Genomic DNA, 17,257 nt, shown 5'->3' with positions numbered 1-17,257 from the left:
CTTCCAAGCTAAAATCGGAATCGCCGTTACCTGATTTATTCAGATAACGGCGATTCCAGCTCTTAACCACCACGAAAGGACTTCCATAAAAGAGCGTTAAAAAGGAACTTTTGCTCCTGTCTCTTTAACGGTTTAACTAGTCTCTTTCCACTATCAATCAGCATAATGATTAAAATAATACGAACCATTAATTAACACTTTTATGTTTTATTCTTCTTCCGGACGAAGCTTGATAAACAAATAGTTGGCTGTACGAAAAAAAAGCAGTACTTTTGCAGCCGTATACAAAAAATAATTCTTTAACTCATGAGTAATCAACGATACATGATGCGGGGCGTAAGCGCATCAAAAGAAGATGTGCACAACGCCATCAAGAACATCGACAAAGGAATTTTCCCAAAAGCATTCTGCAAAATTATTCCCGATATACTGGGTGGGGACCCGGAATATTGCAACATCATGCACGCCGACGGCGCCGGAACCAAATCTTCCCTTGCTTATATGTACTGGAAAGAAACAGGCGATTTGTCTGTGTGGAAAGGTATTGCACAGGACGCATTGATTATGAATATCGACGACCTTCTTTGTGTAGGCGCTGTAGACAATATCCTCGTTTCTTCAACTATCGGACGCAATAAACTGTTGATTCCCGGCGAAGTAATCTCCGCTATCATCAACGGAACAGACGAATTGCTGGCTGAACTCCGTGAAATGGGTGTAGGTGTATATGCTACCGGTGGCGAGACTGCTGATGTCGGCGACTTGGTTCGTACTATTATCGTAGACTCTACCGTAACCTGCCGCATGAAACGCTCGGACGTTATTAACAATGCCAATATCCGTCCGGGAGATGTCATTGTAGGCCTTGCTTCTTACGGACAGGCTACCTATGAAAAAGAATATAACGGAGGTATGGGCAGCAACGGTCTGACAAGTGCCCGCCACGACGTTTTCGGCAAATACCTCGCAGAGAAATATCCGGAAAGCTATGATGCCGCCGTACCTGAAGAACTGGTTTACTCCGGAGGATTAAAACTGACAGATACTGTAGAGGATTCTCCAATTGACGCAGGTAAACTGGTACTCTCTCCTACCCGCACCTATGCTCCGGTAGTGAAAAAGCTACTTGACACCTTACGTCCGGAAATCCACGGTATGGTTCATTGCTCCGGTGGTGCGCAAACCAAAGTGCTGCATTTCGTAGAAAATGTCCGTGTAGTAAAAGACAATCTTTTCCCTGTTCCTCCTCTGTTCAAGACTATTCAGGAACAAAGCGGTACAGACTGGGCGGAAATGTACAAGGTATTCAATATGGGACACCGTCTTGAAGTTTACCTGTCACCGGAACATGCAGAAGAAGTGATCGCTATTTCCGAATCATTCGGCATTCCTGCACAGATAGTAGGACGTATCGAAGCGTGTGACCAGACTGAATTAATCATTAAAAGCGAGTTCGGAGAATTCAGATACTAAAGAATGGCAGATAACAGTACCATATTAGAAAAACTAGACGGACTTGTAGCCCGTTTTGAAGAAATATCTACCCTCATCACCGACCCGGCAGTAATTGCCGACCAGAAACGTTATGTCAAACTGACCAAAGAATACAAGGATCTGGATGACTTGATGAAAGCCCGCAAAGAATATATCCAACTGTTAGGCAACATCGAGGAAGCCAAAAACATCCTTTCGAATGAGTCGGACGCTGACATGCGTGAAATGGCAAAAGAGGAGATGGACAACAGTCAGGAACGTCTTCCGGCATTAGAAGAAGAAATCAAACTAATGCTCGTTCCTGCCGATCCGCAAGACAGCAAGAACGCCATCCTCGAAATCCGTGGTGGTGCAGGAGGAGACGAAGCCGCAATCTTTGCCGGCGACCTTTTCCGTATGTATGCCAAGTTCTGTGAAACCAAAGGCTGGAAAATGGAAGTATCCAATGCAAATGAAGGAACAGCCGGAGGATACAAAGAAATTGTTTGCAGCGTCACAGGAGATAATGTCTACGGAATATTGAAATATGAATCGGGTGTACACCGCGTACAACGTGTTCCTGCCACAGAGACACAAGGACGTGTGCATACTTCCGCCGCTTCGGTGGCCGTACTCCCCGAAGCCGAAGAATTTGACGTAGTCATCAATGAAGGAGAAATCAAATGGGATACCTTCCGAAGTGGCGGTGCAGGCGGACAGAACGTTAATAAGGTAGAATCCGGTGTACGCTTGCGTTATATCTGGAAGAACCCGAATACAGGCGTTGCAGAAGAAATCCTGATTGAATGTACAGAAACCCGTGACCAACCGAAGAACAAGGAACGCGCCCTGGCACGACTCCGTACCTTTATCTACGACAAGGAACATCAGAAGTACATAGACGACATAGCTTCCAAACGTAAGACAATGGTATCTACCGGCGACCGCTCGGCTAAAATCCGGACATACAACTACCCTCAAGGACGTATCACCGATCATCGTATCAACTATACCATCTATAATCTTGCCGCTTTTATGGACGGAGATATTCAAGATTGTATCGATCACCTGATCGTGGCAGAAAATGCGGAACGCCTGAAAGAAAGTGAACTCTAAAAATTATAGTATAGACATGAATAAACAACAGCTATTTGAAAACATAAAACGCAAGAAATCATTCCTTTGCGTAGGGCTTGATACCGACATCAAGAAGATTCCCGAACACCTGTTGAAAGAAGAAGATCCGATCTTCGCATTCAACAAAGCGATTATCGACGCAACAGCCGATCTGTGTATCGCTTACAAACCTAATCTCGCTTTTTACGAAAGTATGGGCGTGAAGGGCTGGATCGCATTTGAGAAAACAGTAAAATACATCAAGGAAAACTATCCCGACCAGTTTATTATTGCCGACGCCAAACGTGGCGACATCGGAAACACTTCTGCCATGTATGCCCGTACTTTCTTCGAAGAGCTGGAGATAGATTCCGTCACTGTAGCTCCTTATATGGGTGAAGACAGCGTAACTCCGTTCCTTACTTACGAAGGCAAATGGGTGATCTTACTGGCACTGACTTCTAATAAAGGTTCCCACGACTTCCAGTTGACAGAAGATGCAAACGGCGAACGTCTTTTCGAAAAAGTACTACGCAAATCGCAGGAATGGGCAAATGACGAACGTATGATGTACGTAGTCGGCGCTACTCAAGGACGTGCTTTTGAAGATATTCGTAAGATTGTTCCCAACCACTTCCTGCTCGTTCCCGGTGTCGGAGCGCAAGGCGGTTCGCTCGAAGAAGTTTGCAAATATGGAATGAACAGTACCTGTGGCCTGATTGTTAACTCTTCCCGTGGAATCATCTACGTTGATAAAACAGAAAAGTTTGCCGAAGCTGCAAGGCTTGCCGCCCAAGAAGTACAGGTGCAAATGGCAGAGCAACTGAAAGCGATTCTTTAAAGAGAAGGAATGCCTTACGAAAGAAAGATAATCAACGATCCGGTATTCGGATTCATTAATATCCCAAAGGGGTTACTGTACGATATTGTACGGCATCCCCTTTTGCAGCGTCTTACCCGCATCAAGCAAGTAGGACTCTCGTCAGTAGTATACCCCGGCGCACAACATACTCGTTTCCAGCACTCACTAGGTGCGTTCTATCTGATGAGCGAAGCTATCACCCAACTGACCTCCAAAGGTAACTTTATATTTGACAGCGAAGCTGAAGCCGTACAAGCGGCTATCTTACTGCATGACATCGGACATGGTCCTTTTTCGCATGTGCTTGAAGATACGATTGTACAAGGAGTTTCTCACGAAGAAATCTCCCTTATGCTGATGGAACGAATGAATAAAGAAATGAACGGGCAACTTAGTCTTGCCATACAGATCTTTAAGGACGAATATCCGAAACGGTTTCTGCATCAGCTCGTCAGTGGTCAATTGGATATGGACCGCCTCGATTATCTTCGTCGTGACAGTTTCTATACCGGTGTTACAGAAGGGAATATCGGTTCTGCCCGCATCATCAAGATGCTTGATGTGGCCGACGACCGTCTCGTAATTGAATCCAAAGGTATCTACTCTATCGAAAATTTCCTGACAGCACGTCGCCTCATGTATTGGCAGGTATATTTGCACAAGACATCGGTAGCCTATGAACGAATGCTTATCAGCACGTTGCTTCGTGCCAAAGAACTAGCATCACAGGGAGTAGAACTGTTTGCTTCGCCGGCCTTACATTTCTTTCTATATAATGACATTAATCATACGGAGTTCCATAACAATCCCGATTGTCTGGAAAATTTCATCCAATTGGATGACAATGATATCTGGACTGCCTTGAAAGTATGGAGCAACCATCCGGATAAAGTTCTTTCCACACTTAGTCTGGGCATGATTAACCGAAATATCTTTAAAGTGGAAAATTCTGCCGAACCTATTGGTGAGGACAGAATAAAAGAGTTAACTTTGCAAATCAGCCAGCAACTAGGCATAACCCTTTCCGAAGCGAACTATTTTGTCTCTACCCCCAGCATCGAAAAGAATATGTACGACCCGGCAGATGACAGTATTGATATTATCTACAAAGACGGCACTATCAAAAATATTGCCGAAGCATCGGACATGCTAAACATCTCATTATTGTCCAAAAAGGTAAAGAAATACTATCTCTGCTACCAGCGATTGCATAGATAAGTATAAAATATTCATTCAATAACACGGAAATCTGAAAAAAAAATCCGTTATTTGTGAACTAATTTAATTTAAAATAAAGACATGGAGTTCTCGGCTAAGCAAATTGCAGCATTTATCCAAGGGGAAATCATTGGAGATGAAAACGCAACGGTACACACATTCGCTAAAATAGAAGAGGGAATGCCCGGAGCTATTTCTTTCCTGTCGAACCCTAAATATACGCCTTATATCTACGAGACACAATCAAGCATTGTATTAGTTAATAAAGATTTTGTCCCTGAACATGAGATTCGGGCTACTCTGATCAAAGTAGACAATGCTTATGAAAGCCTGGCGAAGCTGCTTAACCTCTATGAAATGAGTAAACCAAAGAAGCAAGGTATCGATTCACTGGCTTATATTGCCCCCAGCGCCAAAATTGGCGAGAACGTATACATCGGTGCCTTTGCCTATATCGGCGAAAACGCCGTTATCGGAGATAATACTCAAATTTACCCGCATACTTTCGTTGGAGACGGTGTGAAGATAGGCAATGGTTGTCTTCTTTACTCAAATGTAAATGTTTATCATGACTGCCGTATCGGTAATGAATGTATCCTTCACTCAGGTGCAGTGATCGGAGCCGATGGATTCGGTTTCGCTCCCACCCCGAACGGATACGATAAGATTCCACAAATCGGAATTGTGATCCTGGAAGACAAAGTAGATATAGGTGCCAATACCTGTGTAGACCGTGCTACAATGGGAGCTACCATCATACATAGTGGCGCTAAAATTGATAATCTTGTGCAGATTGCGCACAACGATGAAATTGGCTCACACACAGTTATGGCGGCTCAAGTTGGCATAGCAGGCTCTGCCAAAATCGGAGAATGGTGTATGTTTGGCGGTCAGGTAGGTATTGCCGGACATATCACAATCGGCGACCGGGTAAATCTGGGAGCACAATCAGGTATACCAAGCAGCATCAAAGCAGACAGCGTACTGATCGGGACTCCTCCTATGGAACCGAAAGCTTACTTCAAGGCTGCCGTTGTGACTAAGAATTTGCCGGATATGCAAAAAGAAATACGCAATCTGCGTAAAGAAGTAGAAGAATTAAAACAACTATTAAATAAGTAAATAAGTAACCAATGCTGAAACAAAAAACGCTGAAAGATAGCTTTTCACTGAGCGGGAAAGGTCTTCACACTGGACTTGATCTCACTGTAACTTTTAATCCTGCCCCGGACAATCATGGATATAAAATCCAGCGTATTGACCTGGAAGGACAACCAACTATCGATGCAGTAGCCGACAATGTGACGGAAACAACCCGTGGCACAGTATTGTCAAAGAATGGAGTCAAAGTAAGTACCGTAGAGCATGGTATGGCAGCCCTTTATGCATTGGGCATTGATAACTGCCTTATCCAGGTTAATGGTCCGGAATTTCCGATTTTGGACGGTAGTGCACAATATTATGTACAAGAAATAGAACGTGTAGGAACAGAAGAACAAAGTGCTGTCAAGGATTTTTATATCATCAAATCTAAAATTGAATTCCGGGACGAATCAACCGGCTCTTCTATCATCGTGCTACCGGACGAGAATTTTAGTCTGAATGTACTCGTTTCCTACGATTCAACCATTATCCCGAATCAGTTTGCAACACTTGAGGATATGCACAATTTCAAAGACGAAGTGGCTGCCAGCCGTACTTTCGTCTTTGTTCGTGAAATAGAGCCGCTTCTCTCCGCCGGCCTCATTAAAGGTGGTGACCTCGACAACGCAATCGTTATTTACGAACGCAAAATGTCACAGGAAAGCTATGACAAACTGGCTGATGTAATGGGTGTTCCTCACATGGATGCGGATCAGTTGGGGTACATCAATCACAAACCACTGGTTTGGCCGAACGAGTGTGCCCGTCACAAACTGCTGGATGTTATCGGTGATCTTGCATTGATTGGTAAACCGATTAAAGGTCGCATCATTGCTACCCGCCCCGGTCACACCATCAACAATAAGTTTGCGCGTCAGATGCGGAAGGAAATTCGCCTGCATGAAATACAGGCACCGACATACGACTGTAACCGCGAACCGGTGATGGACGTAAATCGTATCCGTGAGCTATTACCCCACCGTTATCCTTTCCAATTGGTAGACAAGGTAATTGAGATGGGTGCCAGCTATATCGTAGGTATCAAAAATATCACAGCAAACGAACCTTTCTTCCAGGGACATTTCCCACAGGAACCAGTGATGCCGGGCGTACTTCAAATAGAAGCAATGGCTCAGGTAGGCGGTTTGCTCGTTCTTAATTCTGTTGACGAACCGGAACGTTATTCTACCTATTTCATGAAGATAGATGGCGTAAAGTTCCGCCAGAAAGTAGTACCGGGAGATACACTGCTTTTCCGTGTAGAATTATTAGCCCCGATCCGTCGTGGCATCTCCACAATGAAAGGTTATGCATTCGTTGGCGAAAAAGTCGTTTGCGAAGCAGAATTCATGGCACAAATAGTAAAAAATAAATAAAACCAAAAACATGGTAAGTCCTCTAGCGTATATTCATCCCGAAGCTAAAATCGGAGAAAATGTAGAAATTGCGCCTTTTGTATTTATTGATAAAAACGTAGTTATTGGCGATAACAACAAGATTATGGCTAATGTGAACATCCTGTATGGTTCACGCATTGGTAATGGAAATACGATCTTTCCGGGTGCTGTTATCGGAGCAGTTCCACAGGACCTCAAGTTTCGTGGAGAAGAATCAACTGCTGAGATCGGAGACAATAATCTGATTCGTGAGAATGTTACAGTCAACCGTGGTACGGCAGCTAAAGGGCGTACCATTGTAGGAAGCAACAACTTATTAATGGAAGGGGTGCATGTAGCACACGATGCACTGATCGGTAACGGATGTATTATCGGCAACTCCACCAAGATGGCAGGTGAAATCGTTATTGACGACAATGCTATTATCAGTGCCAATGTATTAATGCATCAGTTCTGCCATGTAGGCAGCCATGTAATGATTCAGGGCGGATGCCGCTTCAGTAAAGATATCCCTCCTTATATCATTGCAGGACGTGAGCCCATAGCTTTCAGCGGTATCAACATTATCGGCCTTCGTCGCCGTGGTTTTGCCAATGAAGTAATCGAAAGTATTCATAACGCTTACCGTATCATTTACCAAAGCGGTCTGAATACAACAGATGCATTGAAGAAAATTGAAGATGAAGTTGAGAAGAGTCCGGAGATTGACTACATCATCAATTTCATCCGTAATTCAGAACGTGGTATTATTAAATAAACAGTTCAAAATAGTCATATTATGATATACAGATTTACTATCATATCTGATGAAGTTGACGATTTTGTCAGAGAAATACAAATTGATCCGGAAGCTACATTTCTTGACTTCCATGAAGCAATACTGAAATCAGTAGGGTACACAAACGACCAGATGACCTCCTTCTTTATCTGCGATGATGATTGGGAAAAAGAAAAAGAAGTCACTTTGGAAGAAATGGACGACAATCCGGAAATGGATAGTTGGATAATGAAAGAGACTACTATCAGCGAACTGGTAGAAGATGAAAAGCAAAAATTGTTGTATGTATTCGACTACATGACAGAGCGTTGCTTCTTCATCGAATTGTCTGAAATCATCACCGGAAAAGATATGAATGGTGCCAAATGTACCAAGAAATCGGGTGATGCTCCGCCACAAACTGTAGATTTTGAAGAAATGGCTGCTGCAAGCGGTTCACTCGACCTGGACGAAAATTTCTATGGTGATCAGGACTTTGATATGGAAGATTTTGATCAGGAAGGCTTCGACATAGGTGGTAACGCGGGTGGCTCTTATGAAGAAGAGAAGTTTTAAGTATTAAGTATCAAGTATTAGGTATTAATTGCTATGCAGTGACAAGCAGTTAATACCTAATATTTTTATCCCCTGGCACTTTAATACTTAACACCTAATACTTAATACTTTAAAATCCATGCCCACTCTCATTGTTTTAATCGGACCTACAGGAGTAGGAAAAACAGAATTAAGCCTGCGACTGGCGGAGAACTTTCACACCAGCATTGTCTCCGCTGATTCGAGACAACTTTATGCTGAATTAAAAATAGGAACGGCGGCTCCTACCCCGGATCAATTAAAACGTGTGCCTCACTATCTGGTAGGCACTCTTCATCTTACCGATTATTACAGCGCCGCTCAATATGAGCAGGAAGCGATGGAAATCCTCCATCAATTATTCACAGAACATGAGGTAGTAGTACTTACTGGTGGATCAATGATGTATGTAGATGCCATCTGCAAGGGGATTGACGACATCCCTACCGTTGATGCTGAAACACGTCAGGTGATGCTGCAAAAGTATGAGGAAGAAGGATTGGAGCAACTTTGTGCAGAGCTCCGTTTATTAGATCCGGACTACTATCGCATCGTAGACCTGAAAAACCCAAAACGGGTGATTCATGCATTGGAAATCTGTTACATGACCGGAAAGACATATACATCTTTCCGCACCCAACAGAAAAAGGAACGCCCTTTCCGCATTCTTAAGATCGGATTAACCCGTGACAGAGAAGAACTGTATGACCGCATTAATCGTCGTGTAGACCAAATGATGGAGGAAGGATTACTGGACGAAGTACGTTCCGTACTCTCCTACCGGCATCTAAACTCTCTTAATACCGTAGGTTACAAAGAACTGTTCAAATATCTGGACGGAGAATGGGAACTCCCTTTCGCTATCGAAAAGATCAAGCAAAATTCACGCATTTATTCACGCAAACAGATGACATGGTTCAAAAGGGATGAAGAAATACGCTGGTTCCATCCGGAACAAGAAACGGAGATACTTGAGTACCTCCGTCTACAAAATCTGACTCATTTACCCAGTTTGGATACCTTCTGATAAACTTCCCGATAGACATTATTGCCCAACCGGAACAGAAGCGTCATTTTCTTTCCGTCAATCCGGTAAGATATAGGAACGATAGCATTTGCCGATCTGCCATGTTCATTACGCAGTTTCTCGCAGTAAAGGCCTTTTGCAATGATGCTGTACTCCCCCGAACGGGTAATTTTGTACGGGCAAAATACATCGTCCGAACTGCGGCTGCCTGAACTCACGTCTACAGCATCTTTGATATACGCATCCACATTGAAATAATTGCCATCTTTATCAAGTACCTTATATCTGACCACTTGCGAAGAGCCTTCACTCTGAACAAGTTTCCAGATTCCTTTTAAGTTTTGACTCATACAAAGTGCAGGTACAAGAAAAAGAAATGAAACAGCTAGTAAAATCTTACAAAATTGTTTTTTCATAATAATAAAATTTTAAGTTCAACAAATAGTTAATAATAGTGTATATCGCTTTTATTCCATATTTTTATTTCAACAGGATATAACTGCTCATTTTTAATCAAATAATGTATCCTCTCATTTATCTTTCAAAACTACTTTAAGCATAGGTTTTACTTTCACTTCAGCAACAGACTTATTGACATCAGCAATCCGAAGTATCCCATTTTTAGGCGCTTTCAAATTAAAACGACCATCTGCGTCAGCTACAGTATAATCATTTGTTCCTTTTACTAACACAGTAGCCGCAATCGTTTTTCCTTCTTCATCAGTCACAACTCCAGTTACAGAAATCCAATCAGAACGATATTTATCGGTTTCCAATCTTACAATCTTTGTTCCATCCATTTCATTTACAGACACCGATCTTATATTTTTGGTAGACATACCTTTCAATTTAGACTTCTTAATCTTTTCATCGTCTATACAATAAATAATTTCTCCTTCTACATCTTTTGCCATGCTTTCTGCCAATTCCAAAGCATCTGCATAAGGCTTTTTCGGATTAGCTTTATTAAACTCATATTCCGCATCTGTAAACAAAGTGATAATCAGCACCCCATTTTTCCCTCTTTCCCCATAAATATCCGTAGCTGATTTATCTTTCAATATAGTAAAGTTTTTAATACGATCAGGAGCAAGTTTGGAAATAGCATCTTCTTCCAATGCTTCTTTACCGTCAATAATAACCAAAGGCTTTTTTTTAGCTTGAGCAACATGCCATTCCTCATCATGAGATCCCCCCATATAAAAGTGTGATTTTTTAGGTGATTCGCTCTCAGTCCTTACCTTTGCAGGTTTTGGAAATTTTTGTTTATTCTGATATTCTTCTTCCGTCAACAAATCAACTAAAACTACTCCATCTTTCCCCCTCTCTCCATAAACCTCTACAGCTGCTTTGTCTTTCATTACAGATATACTTTTAATACGTTCCGGAGAGACACTGGATAAAGCTTCTTCGCCAACGGCTTCTTTGCCATCTATATAAACTAACGGCTTCTTACCACTTACTGAATGAAACGTTACACCCCAATTCTTACTTCCACGATTGAGAGCATCTAATCTCGTTTTTGAAATAGCATCAATCTTGTACTTATTCTGCAATATTTGTTCTGCGGTTGAATGTAACTGAATAACCATAGCCCCGTTTTTCGCTTTATCTCCATAAATATCTGTAGCCTCTTTTCCATCTAATATAGAAATACTTTCAATACGACTTGGATCTAAAGCATCTACCACAGTACGAGAAGATTCTTTACCATCAATGATCACCAATACATCTTTATCTCGCAAATCCACCGTAGATATCCCCCCAATATGGGTACCCATAAGTTTCGATTTATCTACAGATGTATTCATTCCCGGCTTTATTTTTGCTTGAGTTTTGGTTATTTTAAAATGATTATCTTCATCCGGCAGTAGTTTAGTAGCCAACACCCCATTCTTTCCTTTTTCTCCATAAATAGATATTGTTCCCTTCTCCTTCAATATTGAATCACCCGTGACTACCAACTTTTTCAGTGAATCTCCAGAAGTAATATTCGACACATCTTTGGTGATTTCTTCCACTTTTGCTTCTACAATTGCAGCCAAATCATTAACTTTGACTGCAGAAATCTCCTCAACTCTTTCGGAGATTTCGGGACGGGCAAAAGCGGTTACTGCAATAGTTGCCAACGGAAGTACATACAAGTACTTCAAACGTGCCCAAGGATTCGATTTTTCTTTTAACATCATAGTGATACGTTTTTTAAGTTTACTGTGATTAAAGCTGTTGGCCATAGAGTAGAGCCTTGTGCCAACGGCTTTTTTTATTAATAATAACTGATAATCTTTCGCATCAATACCTTCATTAATAACTGTTTCATCGGCTTCATATTCATGAATATTCTGTAATTCCTGTTTCAGCAGCCATATACCGGGGTTGAACCATTGAAAAAAGATACAGATATCAGCTACCAACAAATCGATGGAATGACGATTCTGAATATGTGCCATTTCATGAATCAGAATCTCGCGTCCATCCTCTTCCAAATCTTTCCGGGAAATAACGATATATCTCATCCAACTGAAAGGAGCGACCTCCCGTTCCAGAACAATCAGTCTGACTCCTCCTTTAAGCCTTTCCCGTTTACCCGATTTAATCAGTAATAGTAAACGGGATAAAGAGTAAAGATTACGGCATGCAAAGAATATAATACCAACCAGATAAAACAGCAACAGAACTTGTACCCAGGAAATGGAAAGTTCCTCCGGCTGTGCAACCGACACCTCCGCGGGATCCATAGCTTCCGCCATCATCAATAGTTGCTCAACTGTCAGTACGGTCTGACTCAATTCGGTCTGATGAGCAGTAGTCACCTCTATAAAGGGAATCAGCAGGGATAAAAATAATATCCCTAATAAGGCTATCCTGTTGAACCGATGGAATGTTTCCTTACTTAACAACAATCTGTAAAACAGATAAAATAAAGACAGACAAACCGCCGATTTCAAAATATAGATAAGAAAGATTCCCATAGTCATTGATATTTAAAGGAGACAAATATAGTTTTAACCCGGATTAGTATAAATAATAAGGACGCTGAATGACCATTTTATTAAGTATATTGATTCCTAAGTTATTTATCCAATACGATTTTTATATCTTTTGCAGCTTTTGTCCTGAAAAGCACCTTCTCACCCCGAGAAATCTGGAGAGAGGCGTCTTTAGGAGTTTTCAGCTCAAAGTGTCCAGTTGCATCAGTCTTTGTAGACGATGAAGTTCCATACATAGTAATAGTGACTCCTTCCATAGGCTTTCCTTCCTTATCCATTACAATACCCGAAGCCAATACCCACTTATCCGAATTTCTTTCCGTTTCAACACGGATCGTAGTTTCACCCTCCCCGCTATTATCAATACGTGATACTCCACGCACTTCATTTGCCGGAATATTTTTCAATTCTTCTTCCGAGGCTTCCTTACCATCAATAAAGAATAATACCTTTCCTGTAGGAACAACTTTATTATCGTGGATATTCATTGCCATCTCCCAAGCATTGTTATAGGGACGTTGCGGATTCTTTTTAATGTCTTCATATTCCTCCTCAGAAAGCAAGTCTATCAAAATCACTCCATTCTTCGCCTTCTCACCATAAGCCTCCAAAGCAGCCTCTGATTTCAAGACAGAAAAGCTTTTTATACGATCCGGAGAAATCTTAGACAAAGCATTAGGTTCCAAAACTTCTTTACCGTCAATCACTACTAGTGGTTCCTCACCATCATATACACCACGAATGGGAAGTCCGCCAATGCCAGGGACAGAGTTCAGTTTAGGAAATGATCCGGTTTTAGTCTTAAATTTAGCCTGAGTTTTAGTAATTCGAAAGTGGTTATCCGCATTCGGCAGTAATTCAATATCATAAACACCATGTTTTCCTTTCTCGCCATAGATAGAAAGAGCCGCATCGCTACGTAATATAGACACAGTCTTTATTCGATTCGGGTTGGCTTCATCATTCATTATCGAATACAATGTATCTTTAGATACTTCCTTACCATCTACCAATATAAGAGGCTTATTTGATTCCGATATCCGTTCAAAACGGCCACCATATAAAACAACCGAACTTCGCTTGGAAGCAACGGAATCATTGAATATTACAACTGAATCTGCTGAATATACAATCGATGAATCCTTAGAAACCCAACGTCCTCCATACATTTTTGATTTCTCAGGCACTACATAGGGCTTAGCTTTCAGGGAGTCTTTCAGCACATCTTTGGTGATTTCTTCCACTTTTGCTTCTACAATTGCAGCCAAATCATTAACTTTGACGGCAGAAATCTCGTCAGCCTTTTCAGAGATTTCGGGACGGGCAAAAGCGGTTACTGCAATAGCAGCCAACGGAAGTACATATAAGTATTTCAAACGCGCCCAAGGATTTGATTTTTCTTTTAACATCATAGTGATACGTTTCTTAAGTTTACTGTGATTAAAGCTGTTGGCCATAGAGTAGAGCCTTGTGCCAACGGCTTTTTTTATTAATAATAATTGATAATCTCTAGCGTTTATACCCTCATTAATGACCGCTTCGTCGGCTTCGTATTCATGGATATTCTGCAATTCCTGTTTCAATAACCACGCTCCAGGATTAAACCACTGAAAGAATATACAGATATCTGCTATGAGCAAGTCCCAAGAATGGTGCTTTCTGATATGCGCACATTCGTGAATCAGTATTTCACGTCCGTTCTCCTCCAAATCAGTTCGTGAAATCACAACAAACTTCATCCAACTGAAGGGTGCCACATTCCGGTCATGAACCAACAAAACAGTATGTTTATCTATCTGTCTCCGTTGCGCCGTATTCATTAACCGAACAAGACGGAATAAAGAATAGACATTCCGGCAAACAAGGAAAAATATGCCCGCTATATAAAATAGAAGAACTATTTCTATCCAATGCACTGGGCTTCTCCACGTATCTACCAAATCATCTCCTTCCACTACTGTTGTCACCTGGGTTTCCTGATGATTCTCTGCCATAACAAGTAGTTGTTCAATTGTCAGTACTGCCTGATTTATTTCATTCTGCGGCGCCTTGGTCACTTCAATCAGCGGAAGCAACAAAGAAAACACGAGAATGCCCAACAACGCAATCCGGTTAAAACGGTAGAACGTTTCTTTACTCAACAGCAGCCTGTAAAACAAATAAAACAATGACAGGCACACCCCCGATTTTAGTATATAGACGAAAAAGAATCCCATATATAGATTAATTCCAGTTAGTTCTCTGCCAATTTCTTCTCAAACTCCTCCAAATAGGAAGGATTCTTTTTAGATGCCAACACCCAAATGCCTTTCTTGGCTTTACTACCAAACTTAGATTCCAGATTCGTCGACTCCGGCAAAATTTCCCATACATCATGCAACAGATCATCCGGAGATAAGCTCTTCAACTGCTGGTAAGAAATTTCTTTTCCATCCAAAAGAATAAGCTGTCCATCATGCCCGGTTCCTCCATCCGTACAATAAATCTTAAAGAAATCCTTCACATAATAAATGCACTTCACAGTATGAGAGGTCTTCACTTCATGAGCAAGTGCAGGATGAGCGTTCTGCTGCTTTTTAACTCCATAGAGTTCATTCAACGATTTAAGCATTCCTTTTTTTACCCGATGAACAAAATCCGCCAAGTCACTTTCTGTCCACGGAGTAGTGGAAGACAAACGTAGTATTCCTTTCTCCTTTTGGTAAACACCTTTCCGATAACTGATGACATTATCATCAGAACTTGATTCCGAAATTGACCATCCTGCATATCCCACAGGGATATGCATTTTTAGAGTATCGATTTCTATAATTTGTACAGTGTCCGATTCTGCATAACTCTTAGAAACCAGAATCTCTTCGAAATGTCTCACATCCAATGTATCCTGTATGAATGCATTTCCCTCCTGATTATTCATATTCAGAAGATTCGGACGGGCAAAAAGAACAGCTGTAATAGCTGCCAACGGAAATACTATCAAGTATTTTGATAATTTCCAAGGATTTGATTTTTTCTTCAACATCATAGTAATACGTTTTTTAAGTGAACTGTGATCAAAACTATTCACCATAGAATACAGCCTTGTTCCAACAGTCTTTTGAATTAATAAAAGCTGATATTTCTTTGCATCAATCCCTGCTTTCAGAACTGATTCATCTGCTTCAAACTCATGTACAGTTTTCAATTCTTTTCTGAATAGCCACATTGCAGGATTAAACCACTGGAACAAAAGGCAAATCTCCGCCAATAATAGGTCCCGGAAATGTTTGTGCATGATATGCGCATACTCATGAGCTATAATTTCTTCGCCATACTCCTCCAAGTCCTGCCGGGATAGCACAATATAGTGTCTCCAACTAAACGGTGCCACATTTTGCTGATGGACCACCAATCTGATTTTTCCTTTCCAACACTTCTTCTCACTGTTACGAATCAAACGGTATATACATGCTATGGAAAATATGTAACGCAACAATAACAGCAATGCTCCACCCAGATACAGAAATCCCAAATTGCCAAGGGTCAAAATAGTGCAATCAGACCTTTCTTTCTCTAATTGTGTATGTAACGTAGTTGTTGTGACCTGCTCCATTTTCTGCAAATCATGTTCTTGCTCCGTTTCTTCTTCCGGAATATTCAGACGTTCAAACACTTGTTCAATCTGTGGTAAATGGAAGTTCTGTGAAACTTTGAGCGAAGGAATGACAAATGCAACCAATATAAGTCCGATCAACACCATCCGGTTGAATCGATGAAATGTCTCCTTGCTTAGCCAAAAGCGGTAGAATAAATAAAAAACAGACAGACAAAGCGCTGTTTTCAACATATATATGAGGAAGAAAATGTGCATAGTATTGTTTTGTATTAGATTGTGTTATTCTTTATTATTTCTGATGAGCTTGTTCCACCTCGTTTATAAGCCTTTTCAAGTCATCCAAAGAAATATCCTCCTCTTTGACCAGAGATGAAACAGCGCTCAAATATGAATTATTGAAATACTTGCTGATTACATTCCGCAATGTCCCTTTACGAAAATCTTCTTCGCTGACAACGGGATAGTACTGATAAGTATTCCCAAAAGTATGATGAGCCAGGAATCCCTTATCTTCAAGCCCGCGAACAATTGTAGATAACGTATTGAAATGAGGCTTCGGTTCCTCATAGAAAGCCAACATTTCTTTCACAAACAAAGGGCCTTTCTCCCAGAAATACCCCATCAATTCCTCTTCTTTTACTGTTAATCCTTTCATATTTACAACATTGTTTACTGCAAATAACGAGAAGTTTTAGTTCATAAACTAATTTTCATAGTTAAAGTAAACTAAATGCTTTAGTTTATCTTCTTTTCTAACAATTGCGGCAAGGTATACCTATTTACATATTGGCATTAAACTCAGATTCTATCGGGATTTATCCATCCATTCCCCCAGCCTCTCAGAAAAGAATTATGTTTTTATCTCTCATACTCTCATTCTTTTCTTATAAATATCAGAGAACTAACAAGATACAAAATGAGAGATACTTTCATCATCGGTATCTCTCATTCTATTTCAACTTATCTCTCATGATTTTTCGGACAGTATACCGTTATCTTACCTTCATCCGGCTGTCCTTTACAGATGATACTACCTATCTTCTTAGCATCTCTTACCTACATCCTTATCTTATCTCCCTTACATA

14 protein-coding genes are annotated in these 17,257 nt (G+C 41.0%); 9 read left to right on the top strand and 5 right to left on the bottom strand.

Going from position 1 to position 17,257, the window contains the following annotated elements:
• The first annotated feature begins 306 nt into the window (after positions 1 to 306).
• The 9 genes from BT_RS21240 (at position 307) to miaA (ending at position 9,587) form a co-directional block, all read left to right on the top strand.
• Entirely contained in the window at positions 307 to 1,473 is a 1,167-nt protein-coding gene (locus BT_RS21240; protein WP_008764417.1) for an AIR synthase related protein, read from the top strand.
• Positions 1,474 to 1,476: 3 nt separating this feature from the next.
• Positions 1,477 to 2,589 carry a peptide chain release factor 1 gene (gene prfA / locus BT_RS21235; protein ID WP_008759884.1) on the top strand — a complete coding sequence of 371 codons (1,113 nt, stop codon included), beginning with the start codon at positions 1,477 to 1,479 and terminating at the stop codon, positions 2,587 to 2,589.
• Positions 2,590 to 2,605: 16 nt separating this feature from the next.
• The gene (gene pyrF / locus BT_RS21230; protein WP_008759883.1) at positions 2,606 to 3,430 is read left to right on the top strand and encodes an orotidine-5'-phosphate decarboxylase; all 825 of its coding nucleotides are present in this window, start codon (positions 2,606 to 2,608) and stop codon (positions 3,428 to 3,430) included.
• 9 nt (positions 3,431 to 3,439) lie between these two features.
• Positions 3,440 to 4,669: an HD domain-containing protein gene (locus tag BT_RS21225; protein ID WP_008759882.1), complete on the top strand. Its 1,230-nt coding sequence runs from the start codon at positions 3,440 to 3,442 to the stop codon at positions 4,667 to 4,669.
• 81 nt (positions 4,670 to 4,750) lie between these two features.
• Positions 4,751 to 5,791, top strand: a complete 1,041-nt coding sequence (gene lpxD / locus BT_RS21220; protein ID WP_008764416.1) for a UDP-3-O-(3-hydroxymyristoyl)glucosamine N-acyltransferase — start codon at positions 4,751 to 4,753, stop codon at positions 5,789 to 5,791.
• A gap of 11 nt (positions 5,792 to 5,802) precedes the next feature.
• Entirely contained in the window at positions 5,803 to 7,188 is a 1,386-nt protein-coding gene (locus BT_RS21215) for a bifunctional UDP-3-O-[3-hydroxymyristoyl] N-acetylglucosamine deacetylase/3-hydroxyacyl-ACP dehydratase (protein WP_008759880.1), read from the top strand.
• A 10-nt stretch (positions 7,189 to 7,198) separates the two neighbouring features.
• A complete protein-coding gene (lpxA, locus tag BT_RS21210; RefSeq protein WP_008764415.1) occupies positions 7,199 to 7,966 on the top strand; it encodes an acyl-ACP--UDP-N-acetylglucosamine O-acyltransferase in 768 nt (255 codons plus the stop codon).
• Positions 7,967 to 7,987: 21 nt separating this feature from the next.
• On the top strand, positions 7,988 to 8,542 hold the full coding sequence (locus tag BT_RS21205) for an IS1096 element passenger TnpR family protein (protein WP_008764414.1): 555 nt from the start codon (positions 7,988 to 7,990) through the stop codon (positions 8,540 to 8,542).
• A 118-nt stretch (positions 8,543 to 8,660) separates the two neighbouring features.
• Positions 8,661 to 9,587, top strand: coding sequence for a tRNA (adenosine(37)-N6)-dimethylallyltransferase MiaA (miaA, locus tag BT_RS21200; protein ID WP_008759877.1), 927 nt, complete (start codon positions 8,661 to 8,663; stop codon positions 9,585 to 9,587).
• On the opposite strand, the gene BT_RS21195 is transcribed toward miaA, so the two are convergent.
• The 5 genes from BT_RS21195 to BT_RS21175 form a co-directional block, all read right to left on the bottom strand.
• Entirely contained in the window at positions 9,560 to 9,937 is a 378-nt protein-coding gene (locus BT_RS21195; protein ID WP_225629635.1) for a hypothetical protein, read from the bottom strand. The two genes, miaA and BT_RS21195, sit on opposite strands and share 28 nt — an antisense overlap.
• 180 nt (positions 9,938 to 10,117) lie before the next feature.
• Positions 10,118 to 12,559, bottom strand: coding sequence for a M56 family metallopeptidase (locus BT_RS21190; RefSeq protein WP_008764412.1), 2,442 nt, complete (start codon positions 12,557 to 12,559; stop codon positions 10,118 to 10,120).
• Between the two features lie 101 nt (positions 12,560 to 12,660).
• Entirely contained in the window at positions 12,661 to 14,793 is a 2,133-nt protein-coding gene (locus tag BT_RS21185) for a M56 family metallopeptidase (RefSeq protein WP_008764411.1), read from the bottom strand.
• A gap of 17 nt (positions 14,794 to 14,810) precedes the next feature.
• Positions 14,811 to 16,427 (bottom strand): M56 family metallopeptidase, encoded by a 1,617-nt coding sequence (locus BT_RS21180; RefSeq protein WP_011109164.1) that lies wholly within the window; start codon positions 16,425 to 16,427, stop codon positions 14,811 to 14,813.
• 34 nt (positions 16,428 to 16,461) lie between these two features.
• Positions 16,462 to 16,827, bottom strand: a complete 366-nt coding sequence (locus BT_RS21175) for a BlaI/MecI/CopY family transcriptional regulator (RefSeq protein ID WP_008759873.1) — start codon at positions 16,825 to 16,827, stop codon at positions 16,462 to 16,464.
• Between the last annotated feature and the right edge of the window lie 430 nt (positions 16,828 to 17,257).

The sequence above is a fragment of the Bacteroides thetaiotaomicron VPI-5482 genome (genome assembly GCF_000011065.1).
Taxonomy (GTDB): domain Bacteria; phylum Bacteroidota; class Bacteroidia; order Bacteroidales; family Bacteroidaceae; genus Bacteroides; species Bacteroides thetaiotaomicron.
The sequence above is the reverse complement of the archived record's forward strand: the minus strand, read 5'-3'. Positions and strand labels throughout refer to the sequence as shown.